The organism is Eikenella exigua, from assembly GCF_008805035.1.
Lineage (GTDB): Bacteria > Pseudomonadota > Gammaproteobacteria > Burkholderiales > Neisseriaceae > Eikenella > Eikenella exigua.
Genome location: NZ_CP038018.1, coordinates 375,251 through 387,617 on the forward strand (window position 1 = coordinate 375,251; position 12,367 = coordinate 387,617).

11 protein-coding genes are annotated in these 12,367 nt (G+C 59.7%); 5 read left to right on the forward strand and 6 right to left on the reverse strand.

All coding sequences use genetic code 11. From position 1 onward, the window contains the following. The first annotated feature begins 136 nt into the window (after positions 1 to 136). Positions 137 to 601, forward strand: a complete 465-nt coding sequence (locus EZJ17_RS02020; RefSeq protein ID WP_067440722.1) for a universal stress protein — start codon at positions 137 to 139, stop codon at positions 599 to 601. 102 nt (positions 602 to 703) lie between these two features. On the opposite strand, the gene EZJ17_RS02025 is transcribed toward EZJ17_RS02020, so the two are convergent. The 3 genes from EZJ17_RS02025 to EZJ17_RS10235 form a co-directional block, all read right to left on the reverse strand. Further along, positions 704 to 1,117, reverse strand: a complete 414-nt coding sequence (locus EZJ17_RS02025; protein ID WP_067440725.1) for a hypothetical protein — start codon at positions 1,115 to 1,117, stop codon at positions 704 to 706. A gap of 226 nt (positions 1,118 to 1,343) precedes the next feature. Next, positions 1,344 to 2,516, reverse strand: coding sequence for a radical SAM family heme chaperone HemW (hemW, locus tag EZJ17_RS02030; RefSeq protein ID WP_151086029.1), 1,173 nt, complete (start codon positions 2,514 to 2,516; stop codon positions 1,344 to 1,346). A gap of 30 nt (positions 2,517 to 2,546) precedes the next feature. After that, on the reverse strand, positions 2,547 to 2,717 hold the full coding sequence (locus tag EZJ17_RS10235; RefSeq protein WP_156496432.1) for a hypothetical protein: 171 nt from the start codon (positions 2,715 to 2,717) through the stop codon (positions 2,547 to 2,549). 26 nt (positions 2,718 to 2,743) lie between these two features. On the opposite strand from EZJ17_RS10235, the gene EZJ17_RS02035 reads away from it, so the two are divergent. Beyond that, on the forward strand, positions 2,744 to 3,019 hold the full coding sequence (locus tag EZJ17_RS02035) for a hypothetical protein (protein WP_151086032.1): 276 nt from the start codon (positions 2,744 to 2,746) through the stop codon (positions 3,017 to 3,019). A 55-nt stretch (positions 3,020 to 3,074) separates the two neighbouring features. Here the strand turns inward: EZJ17_RS02035 and EZJ17_RS02040 are convergent, their stop codons facing one another. Then, entirely contained in the window at positions 3,075 to 4,175 is a 1,101-nt protein-coding gene (locus tag EZJ17_RS02040; RefSeq protein ID WP_346265217.1) for an NUDIX domain-containing protein, read from the reverse strand. Positions 4,176 to 4,357: 182 nt separating this feature from the next. Here EZJ17_RS02040 and EZJ17_RS02045 point away from each other — a divergent pair, with 182 nt between their 5' ends. Then, entirely contained in the window at positions 4,358 to 5,440 is a 1,083-nt protein-coding gene (locus EZJ17_RS02045; RefSeq protein WP_067440731.1) for an ATP-binding protein, read from the forward strand. Between the two features lie 189 nt (positions 5,441 to 5,629). Continuing rightward, entirely contained in the window at positions 5,630 to 6,265 is a 636-nt protein-coding gene (locus EZJ17_RS02050; RefSeq protein WP_082886489.1) for a DUF4189 domain-containing protein, read from the forward strand. A gap of 123 nt (positions 6,266 to 6,388) precedes the next feature. Here EZJ17_RS02050 and glnD read toward each other — a convergent pair whose 3' ends face one another. Continuing rightward, positions 6,389 to 8,947, reverse strand: a complete 2,559-nt coding sequence (gene glnD / locus EZJ17_RS02055) for a [protein-PII] uridylyltransferase (RefSeq protein WP_082886491.1) — start codon at positions 8,945 to 8,947, stop codon at positions 6,389 to 6,391. 114 nt (positions 8,948 to 9,061) lie between these two features. After that, on the reverse strand, positions 9,062 to 11,275 hold the full coding sequence (locus EZJ17_RS02060; protein WP_067440737.1) for a RelA/SpoT family protein: 2,214 nt from the start codon (positions 11,273 to 11,275) through the stop codon (positions 9,062 to 9,064). A 152-nt stretch (positions 11,276 to 11,427) separates the two neighbouring features. Here EZJ17_RS02060 and EZJ17_RS02065 point away from each other — a divergent pair, with 152 nt between their 5' ends. After that, on the forward strand, positions 11,428 to 12,018 hold the full coding sequence (locus EZJ17_RS02065; protein ID WP_067440740.1) for an adenine phosphoribosyltransferase: 591 nt from the start codon (positions 11,428 to 11,430) through the stop codon (positions 12,016 to 12,018). The last annotated feature ends 349 nt before the right edge of the window (positions 12,019 to 12,367 follow it).

Sequence of the window (12,367 nt, forward strand, 5' to 3'; positions counted from 1 at the left end):
AAGTCAAAAAACAGGTAGAAAAAATGGCACATTCGGTGCATCGGTATTATACTGTAAACGTATCAGGAAGAGACCCGTCCGGCGGCTGTAGCCTCTGCGCGGAAGCATTGAAATATCGTTCACTAGGAGAAAGCTTATGTATCAACATATCGTGATTGCAGTAGACGGCAGCCGCACCTCCCAACACGCGCTCAAACAGGCCTGCGGCCTGGCTCAGTCCACCGGCGCGGCACTCACTTTGGTGCATGTGGCCAACCCCGCCGAATACGTGGCCACCGTTGCCCCCGAGTTTTTGCAGTATGAAAACTACGAAACCGCTGCCACCGAACAAGGCAACGCCATTTTGGATGCCGCCATCAAACAGGCGCGCACCGCCTTGGGCGAAGATGCAAAACTCGGCCGCCACCTGCTTGTGATCAGCAAAAATGCACGCGATATGGCCAAAAGCCTGGTGGATTATGCCGCCGAGCAGAAAGCCGACCTGCTGGTGCTGGGCACACACGGCCGCACCGGCCTGATGCACCTCCTGATGGGTAGCTTCGCCGAAACCGTGATGCGCGAAACCCGCCTGCCGCTTTTGATTATCCGCCGCGAAGCATAAGGCTGAGGATTGAGGCAGGATTAGAGGCTACCTGAAAGTTTCAGGTAGCCTCTTTTGATATTGTCTAGGTCGGGCATTGATGCTCGACCTATGCGTTTGGTTTTAGATTTCGTTGCAGTTAATCCGCCATTCCTTGGTGTATTCCCAATGGTAGTCCACTACGATGTCGTTGGCGTCGGTGTAGTAGGTTTGGTAGAGATTTCGCCCGTAGCAGACATCGCTATAGTAGTTGGTAATGATGGGGCCGTTTTGGCTGCTGCCTTCGGATTGACGGCCGGCGTAGCGGGTGCGGTAGTATTTGTAGGTGTAGGCATAGCGGTTGTTGCCTACTCTGCTGCGGCCGGAATTGGGCTGGCCGCCGTGTTCTCGGAACACTTCGCTGATGTGCTGACCAACTTGGCGTTTCATGTTGTCGTCTACTGAGGCGCAGCCGGCAAACAGGAAAACAGCGCCGGCAACCAGGCAGAGTCGCAACAGGTTTCGGGCGGGGTGTGCAGGGGGTGGATGGGCTTGCATGGTTGGTCTCCTTGCGGGTTGAAATTAAGGGAATAATACCAATGGCGGGATGTGCTGACAAGAAGGCTGCCTGAAAGTTTCAGGTAGCCTATTTTGCATGTTGTTTGACCTAGGGCAATTTATTGCTGCCGACATGCTGAAAAAGAGATGGATTTGGGGTTTGGCTCGCTCATTGGGTAGAAACCTAAATGATGGTTTCAGGTAGCCTCTGCACGGGGGAGCGGGTTTACAAAAACAGTTGCAGCAAATCGTTCAGGTAGCGTTGGCCGCGTTCGGTGGGGCGCAAGAGGGTGGGGTCGGGGTCGATGAGGCCGAGCCGGGTGGCTTCCTGCAGGGGGCGGGCGATGGCGGCGAGGCTGTGGCCGGTGCGCTCTTGGAACAGGTGGGCAGGTACGCCGGCGGTTAGGCGCATGGCGTTGAGCATGAATTCGAAGGGCAGCTCGCTTGAGGCTACCTGAAAGCGTTCGACGGCATCGGCGGGGTTGCCCTGCATGGCGGCGAGGTAGCTGCGCGGGTGGCGGGCGCGGGTGGTGCGCATGATGCCGCTGTGGTTGCTGATTTTGCCGTGTGCGCCAGCGCCGATGCCGATGTAGTCGCCGAATTGCCAGTAGTTGAGGTTGTGGCGGCATTGCTGGCCGTTTTTGGCGAAGGCGCTGGTTTCGTAGCGCTCGAAGCCGGCATCAAGTAGGGTGTGGTGCACGGCTTGTTCGATGGTGTAGGCGGTGTCTTCTTCGGGGATACCGGGGGGCGGGGTGCGGCCGAAGGAGGTGTTGGGCTCCATGGTGAGGTAGTAGGCGCTGATGTGGGATACGCCGAAGGAGAGGGCGGTTTCGGCATCGCGCTGCGCTTCTTCGGGGGTTTGGCGCGGCAGGGCATACATGATGTCGGTGTTCACGCGGGGGAAGATGGCGAGCGCGGCTTCGATGGCGGCGCGGGCTTCATCGCCGTTGTGGATGCGGCCGAGGGCTTGCAGTTTGGCGTTGTTGAAGCTTTGGATACCGAGAGAAAGGCGGGTGATGCCTGCTTCGGCATAGCCTTGGAAGCGCGCTTGCTCGAAGGTGCCGGGGTTGGCTTCGAGGGTGATTTCGGCTTCGGGCTGCAATCGCACCAGGGCGCGCACACCGCTGAGCAGGCGGTGGATGGATTCGGCGGAAAATATGCTGGGGGTGCCGCCGCCGATGAAGATGGTTTCCACAGGCCGCTCCCAGATGTGGGGCAGTTCGTGTTGCAGGTCGGTGAGCAGGGCGTTGATGTAGGCGGTTTCGTCGGTGTCGGGCTTGAGGCGGTGAGAGTTGAAGTCGCAATAGGGGCATTTTTGGATGCACCAGGGGATGTGGATATAGAGCGAGAGCGGGGGCAGGGCGCTGAGGCCGGAGCCGGGGGCTTGCAGTAGGGGCATGGTGTGGCGATTGGTTTTTAAAATAACGGGTTATTCGGCTTGGAAGGCTACCTGAAAAACTTGGCTGCCGATGCGGATGTCTGCCAGGTAGCCGTCGCGGCGGTCGGTGCACACGGGCAAGCGGATTTGGGCGGCGAGCCAGGAGCCGTCGGCCTGGCGCTTAAGCGGGAAGCGGTTGAAGCCCATGTCCATGCCATCCATGCTGAACTCACTTCTGCCTGCTGCACTTGGGGCGGCACGTTTTCCAGGGTGATGTCGAAGGGGCGGTGGCGTGCGGCGGCAAAGCGGATGCGGCTGCCGTTGGGCAGGGTACAGCCTTGGCGCGGGTCGCAATCGGTTTGCACCACTGTTTCGGCAGCGGGCTGTCGCCCGGCACGCCATTGGCGTACGGCGAAATGGCCGCCGGCCAGCAGCAACAGCGCGGCGAAGGCAAGCAGGATTTTGGTGCGGGTGGGGAGAGGGGCATGAGAGGCTACCTGAAAAAGTTTGGGCGGGTTATCTGAATTCGAAAAGCATTATTGCAAAATTATCGGCAAAGGCTACCTGAAATTATCTTCACTACCCCCGCACCACCGCCTGCGCCCCTGCCGCAAGCCAGCGTTCGGCATAGCGCGCCGCTATATCGGCATTGGCAGGCAGTAGTACCAGCGGCAGTGGCACGCCTTCGGCCAGCGCGGCGCAGGCTTGTTCCGCCGCGGTTGCGTTATCTGCCGGCCACACGGCGGCTTCGGCTTGGGTGATGGCTGCGGCGGCAATGTCGCCCGCTGAGCGCACCAGCGGCCAGTGGCGCACATCGTCCGGCGTGTTGGCAGCCAAATCGGCTAAGTCCGCCAGCAGGCGGCTGCCCGGCGGCGGGTTGGCGGTATGAAGCGGCAGCACGCAAAAGCCGTCTGCCGCGTGCAAACCCTCATTCAGGCTACCTGAAAACTGCGTGGGCAAAACCAGTGCCGCTAGCAGCGCGGCATTGGCCGGCAGCATGGGCGACACATCATAACGCCCCGGCTGTTGCCAGCGCCATTGCTGGCCTTCGCGCGCCTGCAATTCGCCGCGCCAGCCGTTGGCCGGTACGCGGAAAAAACGCAGCCGCACATGGGCGTGTTCGTAGCTGTGGGTTTTGGCGAGCCACGGCACGGCGCTGTGGATTTGGATGCCCAGCTCTTCGGCAAACTCGCGGCGCAATGCTGCCAACTCGCTCTCGCCCGCCTCCACCTTACCGCCGGCAAATTCCCAATAGCCCGCATAAGCCTTGCCTGCGGGGCGCGAACTGAGCAGCACCTCGCCGCGACGGTTATACACAATGCCAGCCACCACTTGCAGCAGCGGGCGGGGGTCGGCCTCGGCCGGGGCGATGCGGGTGTGGTAGAGCCAGTCGATGCACTCCTGCAACATGGCGGGCAAGCGGCTGATTTCTCGGGTGTACTCCTTGCGCAGCGGGCGTTCCCAATCTTGGTTTTCCACCAGCATCACGGCAAACTGCCCGCTCGGGGCGGCAGCGGCATACCAGCCCGCATCGAGCAGATATTGCCCGCCGCAAAAGCTAATTTGCAGCAGGTCTTCGCCTAAAAGCAGTTTAGCCGGGTCGTCGTCGGGGTGTTCCAGCAGCCAGAAGAAATTGTCGTAGGTGATGGTTCCGTTGCGGAGGTTGAGGGTTTGGGGCATGGTGTGGCGGTGGGAGGGATAAACGCGGGCAGTTTACTGGAGCGGGCGTGCTCGGGCAACGGCGGCGTTTCAGGTAGCCTGCAATGGGTGGGTGGGTACTGGCTTAGACGTTATTAGACGCCAAATGTACAATTAGACAAAATGCAGTACAATAATGGCTAATCCCACACAAAGGCACCCGTATGGAAGACCCTCTCTATTTTCCCAGAACAGAATTGGCCGCCGCCCTGCTCAGCAGCCTGAAAAGCGGTGTATCCAACGCATTCACGCTGTTTGCCCCGCGCCGCATGGGCAAAACGCAATTCCTCACCAACGATATTGCCCCGGCCGCCGAGAAAAACGGCTTTAATGTGTTTTACTTCTCTTTTATGGACAACAAAGACAGCACCAGCACTGCGCAGTTTTTCCATGAAGCCCTACACCGTTTTGCCTTGGAAACCCGCACCGGCAACGGCGTGAAAACCTTTTTCGGCAGCCTAACCAAAATAGACGTGTTGGGCGTGGGCCTGGAGCGCGAAACGCCGCCGCGCGACCTGCCGGGCATCAGCGAAATCATCGCCTATATTGCCGCCGACAGCCGCCCCACCTTGCTGCTGCTAGACGAAGCGCAAGAATTGGCGCGGCTGCCGAATACCGAAGGCATGATACGCAGCTTGCGAACCGGCCTGGATATCAACCAAAGCCGCGTGAAAACCCTGTTTACCGGCAGCAGCACCAACGGCCTGCGCGCCATGTTCAACGACATCAAGGCTCCCTTCTTCCACTTTTCCCATGCGCTGGATTTCCCCACCTTGGGGCAGGATTTCATCGATTTTTTGGCCGGCGTTTATCACGACCGAACCGGGCAGCAGCTGGATGTGGAGAAGTTTTATGCCATTTTCGAGCAGTTTAATAAAAGCCCGATGTATATCCGCGCCGTGATTCAAGACATGATCATCAACCCCGCTCTCAGCCTGGAAGCCGCCGCGCAAGTGCGGCTCGGGCAGATGCAGGAAAACAGCAATATTCCGATGCAGTGGAAAGCATTAAGCGCCATCGAGCGGCTGCTGCTGCAATCGATGGCGCAGGGGGAGGTGAGCCCGTATGGCGCGGAATTCAGAGAACAGGCCGCCCGGATATTGGGCGTGGAAAGCGTGAAAGTGAGCACTGTGCAAAGCGCCATCAGAAAGCTGCAACGCAAAGATATGATCAGCAAATTCGGCAACAGCGCGTTTCAAATCAACAATCCTTTGCTGCAAATGTGGCTGAGTGAGAATGCGGAATAAGTGCCAGTGCACGTTTGCGGTGTTGCAGCGGAGAGCACAAACCTGCGGTTGGCCAGCATTCTCCTAATGTGGGGGATAGTTTTCAGGTAGCCTTCAAGCAGCGGGAGAGATGTTTACAATATCTTGTATTTTGTTACAATCCGATCATCGGCAATACCCTTATTCCCCTTTCCAAACAGGAGCGGCAAGATGAAGCAATCAATGATGAACACGGCAGCGGGCGTATTGGCGGCAGTGCTATTGGGCAGTGCGGGCTTGGCATATGCCAACCCCTATCCGGTTGGCTCGCAGCAATGGCACAACTTTAATGGCATCATGCAGTCGGAAGCAGATCGGATACAGCGCGAGCGCAATGCCGTACGGCAACAGCCGATCAACCGCGGCCCCACCGCCGCTGAAATACGCGCCTGGGAGCAGCGTGAGGCAAAGGTGCAAGCCGAAATCGCGGAACTGCGCCGCACGCCGTTTTATATGGCCATCATCAATGATTTCGGCACAGATAGAATAGCCTATGCAGGCGGGTTTAGAACCGAGCAACGCGCCATTGAAGATGCCATGAGCTTTTGCCGCAGCGGCAACTGCCAAGTACTGACTACTTTCAGCAACTCCTGTGCGGTTTTAACTTTCCCCGCTGGCCGCGAACTCCACTCTGTGAGCGATTTCTTCTTCGGTTATGACCGAGACCACAACAGGGCGGCAGAAAAATCCATTCGTGCCTGCGAAGCCCGCCACGGTAAAGGTAACTGCCTGTATTCAGCCAGCGAAACCAAGCACGGCACTGCCTTCTGTACCGGCTACGACTACAGCAACTACAACCAACGTTAGAAGCTGTAGAAGCTACTCAAACCAAAAGGCTACCTGAAAGTTTCAGGTGGCCTCTTTGATTGCTTGCGAAAGGCGGTTGTGCCGGATGGCAGCGCGGCTATGCCGGCCTATTCGTGCGCCGGTTTAGCCGCCGATGCGTTCCAGCAGCATCCGTTCGAGTTTGAGCTGGAAGGCAGTGTCGGCCAGCTGGGGATGGCGGATGAGGAAGCTGTCTTCTGCGCGTTCGTCGAAGGTGGCGATGGCGGCGTAGCTGAGGCTGATGTTGAGCCGGGCGAACACGTCGGCGATGTCGGCCAGCAGGAAGGCGCGGTTGGCGGCGATGATTTCCAGGGTGTAGGCGCCGGCAGTTTCTTCGGCGGAGAGGGTGATGCGCGGGGCGATGGGCAGGTGGCGCAGGCGGCGGCTCAGCCGGCGGGGCGCGGGAGTGGGCTCGGCGGCGCCCGGCGGGTGGTGCACGAATTGGTTTAATGCTTGCTGCAGGCGGCGGCTGATGCGCTCGATGTCGTCGGCAAGGCAGTTGGCGGGCAGTTGCAGCACGAAGGTGTCGAGGATGTATTGGTGGTCGGTAACGTAGGCGTGGGCGGCGAGGATGCCGAGCTGGTGGCGGCCGAACAGGCGGCACAGGCCAGCAAACAGGCGGTCGCGGTTGGGCATAAACACCATCACTTGCAGGCCGCCGGTGGTGCTCAGGGGGCGGATGTGGGCTTGGGGCGTTGCGGCATCGGCAGCGAGCAGGGGCAGGTGCCACAGGATGATGTCGGCGCTGTGGCGCACGAAATAGGCCTGCCCGAGCTGCTGCCACAGTTCGCGGCTTTGCGCTTCGCCCACGCCCGCTTCGGCCAAGGCCTGGCGGGCTTTTTGCTGGCGGCGGCTCACGGCCATGTCGCGGCTGGTGGTTTGGCCGCCGAAGTATTGCAGGGCGGAGCGGAACAGGGTTTCGAGCAGGCTGGCTTTCCAAGCATTCCAGATTTTGGGGTTGGTGCCGCGCATATCGGCCACGGTAAGCAGATAAAGCGCGGTGAGCCGTTCGGGCGTTTGCACGCGGCGGCAGAAGGCGGCCACCACGGCCGGGTCTTGGATGTCTTCTTTCTGCGCGGTGAGCGACATCAAAAGATGGTTGCCCACCAGCCACACGAGCAAGTCGGTTTCGTATTGGCTCAGGAAGTGGTCGGCGGCGAAGCGGCGGGCGTCTTCCATGCCCAGCTCGGCATGGTCGCCGCCGCGCCCTTTGGCGATGTCGTGAAACAGGGCGGCCAAATACAGCACGGGTTTGCGCTCGAAAGCGTGCATCAGGGCGCTGGCAAAAGGCAGCTCGTGGCTGTGCGCTTCCAGAGCCAGCCGGCGCATATTGCGCACCACCATCAGGATGTGGTCGTCCACGGGGTAAACGTGGAACAGGTCGTGCTGCAGCAGGCCGACGATTTTGCCCCACTCGGGCAGATAATGCGAAAGCGCGCCGTAGAGATTAAGAAAGCGCAGCAGATGGGTGAGCCCGCCGCCGTGGCGGAAGAAGGCCACAAAGCGGCGGCGGTTGGCCGGATCGGCATAAAAACGGGCGTCGGTTTTCTGCACCGCCTGCCACCAGGCGCGCAGGGTTTCGGGGGCGAGGCCGGAGAGGTGGCTGTATTGCTGCCACAGCTCCAGCACCTTGAAAATATGCTGCGGCTCGCGGCGGAATAAGGTTTTATCGCGCACGGCGATGAGGTTGTTTACTTGGAAATAGTGCTCGTCCAAATCCAGCGCCACCCGCGGCAGCGGCGAGGAAATGCGCCCGCGCAGCATCGGCAGCAGGATGCCGCTCAGCTGCTTCACGGTTTTCACTGCGCGGTAGAGCGTGTGCATCAGCCGCTCGCTGCGCACTTGTTTACTTTCATCGGCATAGCCCAGCGCATAGGCCACCTGCGGCTGCAAGTCGAAACGCAGCTGCTCCTGCGGCTTGCCGGCGGCCAGGTGCAGCTCGATGCGGATGCGCGCCAGGCTGCGGTGGCTGCGGCGCAGCATGGCCGCTTCGGTGCGGGTGAGGATGCCTTGGCGGGCGAGGCGGTGCAGTTGCGGCGAAATGCCCTGCACCCGCGCCAGCCAGAGCATGGTGTGGATATCGCGCAGGCCGCCGGGGCAGGTTTTCAGGTTTGGCTCCAGGCTGCTGCCCGCTTGCGCTTTCAGGTGCCGCTGCTGCAATTCCAGCAGTTTGCCTTCGGCAAAGGCCGTCAGGTCGCGCTGCACGTCCAAATCGCGGTGCAGGCGGGCAAATAATTCTTGGCTGCCGTGGAGCAGGCGTGCTTCGAGGAGCGAGGTGTCGCCGGTTAAGTCTTCCGCTGCTCCGGCGCACAGCTCGGCCACGCTGCCGGTTTTCAGCGAGGGGTTCAGCCCCATGTCCCACAGGGTTTGCAGCCAAGTTTCAATTTGCTGCTGTTGCGTTTCATTCAGGGAATCGGCCGCCACAATGCCCAAATCCACATCGGAATGCGGATACATCTCGCCGCGCCCGAAGCCGCCCAGCGCCAGTAGCGCCAGCTCCCCTGCCGGCTGCATCTGCCGCCACAGCGCGGTAACGGTGTGTGAGAGCAGGGCGCTGTAGGCAGCAAAAAAACGCTGCGGGCTGCGGTGGCGGCGGTAGTCGGCAACGATTTGCCGTTTGTGCTCGGCCAGCTCCTGCGCCAAAAGCTGCGGGGATTGCGGCATAGTGGAATTCCTTGGATGGGGTGGGGCGATTGTGGTCTTGGGATGGGCATGGGAAGGCTACCTGAAAATGCTTGGTTGAGTTTTCAGGTAGCCTTATCCGGTTAAACCATGTGCCTACAGCCTGCTCACGCCGGTTACGCCTTTCACGTTGGCGAGGCTGGCAAGTACGTGCGGCAGGTCGTCCACCTGATGTACTTCCAACGTGAAGCGCAGGCTGGCTTGCAGGTTGCGCGATTGGGTTTGCACGGCGGTCACGTTGAGTTTATGCCGCGCCAGTGCTTCGGAAATATCGCGCAACAGGCCGTTGCGGTCTTGGGCGGATACTTCGATATCCACGGCAAACACTTGCCCGGCAGGCACGCCGGCCCAGCAGGCTGGCACAACTTTTTCAGCCGCGTCGGCGGCGAGTTTCTGGAAAGAGGCGCAGCCGATGCGGTGGATGGAAATGCCGCGCCCGCGCGTTACGAAGCCGGCGATTTCGTCGGGCGGGGCGGGTTTGCAGCATTTGGCCAGCGTGGTGAGCAGGCCAGATTCACCGTCCACCAAAATGCCGCCTTTGCCGCTGGTTTCTTTGATGCGCGACTGTTTGACGATGCTCTCGGTGCTCACCGGCGCGGCAGGCGGCTCGGCCAGCAGGCCGCAGGCTTTCTGCACGGCGCGGGGCATGATTTCGCCGTGTGCCACGGCGGTGTAGAGTTCGTCTGGTTTTTTGAAGCCGAGTTTTTCGGCCAAAGCCTGCATATTGGGCTTGGGCTGGACTTTGAGCAGGGTTTTTTCCAGTTGCAGCCGGCCTTGTTCGCGCACGCTTTCGGCATTTTGGCGGCGGATGTGGGCGCGGATTTTGGCAGCGGCTTTGTTGCTCTTCACCCAGCCTTCATACAGCCAGTTTACGGATGGTTCGCCCTCTTTGGCGGCGATAATTTCCACGCGCTGGCCGTTCTCCAGCGGGGTGGAAAGCGGCACGATTTGGCCGTCTACCTTGGCGCCGCGGCAGCGGTCGCCCAGGCTGCTGTGCAGGGCGTAGGCGAAGTCGATGGGGGTGGCGCCCACGGGCAGGGAGAGCACTTTGCCGTGCGGGGTGAGCACATAAATCGTGTCGTTAAACAGCTCGGTTTGGAAGGCGGCGGCGAGGTCGGCTTTGCCGCTTTCGGCCATGTTTTCACGCCAATCCAAGAGCTGGCGCAGCCAGGCGATTTTCTGCTCATATGCGGAATCACCTTTGCCGCCTTCTTTATAACGCCAGTGGGCGGCCACGCCGAATTCGTTGAATTGGTGCATTTCTTTGGTGCGGATTTGCACCTCGATGCCTTTGTCTTCAGGGCCGACAATCACGGTGTGCAGGCTTTTGTAGCCGTTGCCTTTGGGGTTGGCGATGTAGTCGTCGAATTCGCCGGGGATGGGCTGCCACAGGCTGTGCACGATGCCCAGCACGGTATAGCACTCGGGCACGCTGTTCACCAGCACGCGCACAGCGCGGATATCGTAGAGCCCTTCGAAATCGAGCTTTTTCTTCACCATCTTGCGGTAGATGGAGTAGATGTGTTTGGGGCGGCCGGCCACGTCATAATCGCGGATGCCGTATTTGGCCAGCTCGGCTTTGAGGATGCCGAGAAAGTGGTCGATATAGTGCTGCCGCTCGGGGCGTTTTTCGTCGAGCAGGTGGGCGATGCGGTGGTATTCTTCGGGGTTTTGGTGGCGGAAGCCGAGGTCTTCGAGCTGCCATTTGAGCTGCCACACACCTAAGCGGTTGGCCAGTGGAGCGAAAATATCCAGCGTTTCTTTGGCGATGCTGCGTTTTTCTGGGCTGTCGGGGCAGCTGCCGAGGTATTGCATGGTGCGGGTGCGCAGGGCGAGCTTGATCAGCACCACGCGGATGTCGGACACCATGGCCAGCAGCATTTTGCGCATGGTTTCGGCCTGCGCAGCGCGTTCTTCTGGCGTGGCCAGGCCATCCACGCGGGCGAAGTGTGTGAGCTTCTGCACTTGGTCGATGCCCTGCATCAGGCTGCATACGGTTTGCCCGCACTGCCCGGCTACCTGAAGCTGCCAATCCCCGCCTTGCTTAGACATGCCCGACAATATGGTGGCAGCCACGGCTTCGGGCAGCAAATCGAGCTGTGCCACCATCTGCGCTGCACCCACGGCGTGCGGCAGCAGCGGCTCGCCGGCGTAGGTTTGTGCGTTGGCGGGGTAGTGCACTTCGGCCAGTGCGAAAGCTTGCTGCAAGAGTGCGCGGTCGGCCTCGTTTTGCTGTGCGGCATAGCCTTTCAGCCAGGCCAAACATTCTTGCAGGTTGGTTACATGCGTGTCTGAATAGCCGGTCTCCATGGTTTCCCTTTTGTGCAGTATGAAGTTTGATTGTAACCAAAAATCCGGCGAGTGGGGCCTTTGTTGGCGCAGGGAGTTTGATGCAGGTGCAATTTTGTTTGGGGAAGTGGTAAGATTCGCGCTTTCCAAAGGCTACCTGAAAGATACCCGCTATGCTGTTCCACCCCGAAGTGATGACTGTTGAAATGCTGGCGCAGAAAATCCGCAAAATCCCAAACTGGCCGCAGAAAGGCGTGCTGTTCCACGACATCACCCCCGTGCTGCAAAGCCCGGAATATTTCCGCCTATTGGTGGATTTGCTCACCTACCGCTACATGACGCAAGACATCGACGTGGTGGCCGGGCTGGACGCGCGCGGCTTCATCATCGGCGCCGCGCTGGCCTATCAGCTCAACGTAGGCTTTGTGCCCATCCGCAAAAAAGGCAAGCTGCCCTTTACCACCCTTTCCGAAAGCTACGCGCTCGAATACGGCGAAGCCACCGTGGAAATCCACACCGACGCCATTAAAGACAACGCCCGCGTTTTGCTGGTGGACGATCTAGTGGCCACCGGCGGCACTATGCACGCCGGCATTAAACTCATCCACAAGCTCGGCGGGAGCGTGGTGGAAGCCGCTGCCATCCTTGAGTTCACCGACTTACCCGGCGGCGACCGCGTCCGCAACGAAGGCGTTTCCCTGTTTACCCTGTATCAAAACAGCGGGGCCGTGGGAAAAGAGCATATTGCGCCGCAGGCCGGCTAAAAACCGCCCATGCCATATCCGGCTTTCCGGCTACCTGAAGCCGGATTATTTTTCGATTTAGAGGAATTTTATGCCGCCGGATAAAGCAGTGCAGTAGGCGCGTGATTGCCCACACCAAAATCATCGGCGGCAGCGAAGAAGCCTCTGTTACCTTCCCCGGCTATGTCGGCGTGATGAACGGCGTGGTGAAACTGGCGGATTAATTGCCAACGGTTTGCCCACACAGGCAAAAGGCTACCTGAAAGTTCAGGTAGCCTTTTTTGCTGGTTGGGTATGGATGCCGGAAGGCCGGTATGCCTGTTTTAACTTCGTTGAAGCTTATGCTTTCAGGTAGCCTTATCTTGAAAGA

Excerpts from the sequence above, each read along its gene's own strand:
- EZJ17_RS02020 (WP_067440722.1), top strand. The coding sequence starts at position 137 with ATGTATCAACATATCGTGATTGCAGTAGACGGCAGCCGCACCTCCCAA.
- EZJ17_RS02025 (WP_067440725.1), bottom strand. The coding sequence starts at position 1,117 with ATGCAAGCCCATCCACCCCCTGCACACCCCGCCCGAAACCTGTTGCGA.
- hemW (WP_151086029.1), bottom strand. The coding sequence starts at position 2,516 with ATGCCCCTACTGCAAGCCCCCGGCTCCGGCCTCAGCGCCCTGCCCCCG.
- EZJ17_RS10235 (WP_156496432.1), bottom strand. The coding sequence starts at position 2,717 with ATGGATGGCATGGACATGGGCTTCAACCGCTTCCCGCTTAAGCGCCAG.
- EZJ17_RS02040 (WP_346265217.1), bottom strand. The coding sequence starts at position 4,175 with ATGCCCCAAACCCTCAACCTCCGCAACGGAACCATCACCTACGACAAT.
- EZJ17_RS02045 (WP_067440731.1), top strand. The coding sequence starts at position 4,358 with ATGGAAGACCCTCTCTATTTTCCCAGAACAGAATTGGCCGCCGCCCTG.
- EZJ17_RS02050 (WP_082886489.1), top strand. The coding sequence starts at position 5,630 with ATGAAGCAATCAATGATGAACACGGCAGCGGGCGTATTGGCGGCAGTG.
- glnD (WP_082886491.1), bottom strand. The coding sequence starts at position 8,947 with ATGCCGCAATCCCCGCAGCTTTTGGCGCAGGAGCTGGCCGAGCACAAA.
- EZJ17_RS02060 (WP_067440737.1), bottom strand. The coding sequence starts at position 11,275 with ATGGAGACCGGCTATTCAGACACGCATGTAACCAACCTGCAAGAATGT.
- EZJ17_RS02065 (WP_067440740.1), top strand. The coding sequence starts at position 11,428 with ATGCTGTTCCACCCCGAAGTGATGACTGTTGAAATGCTGGCGCAGAAA.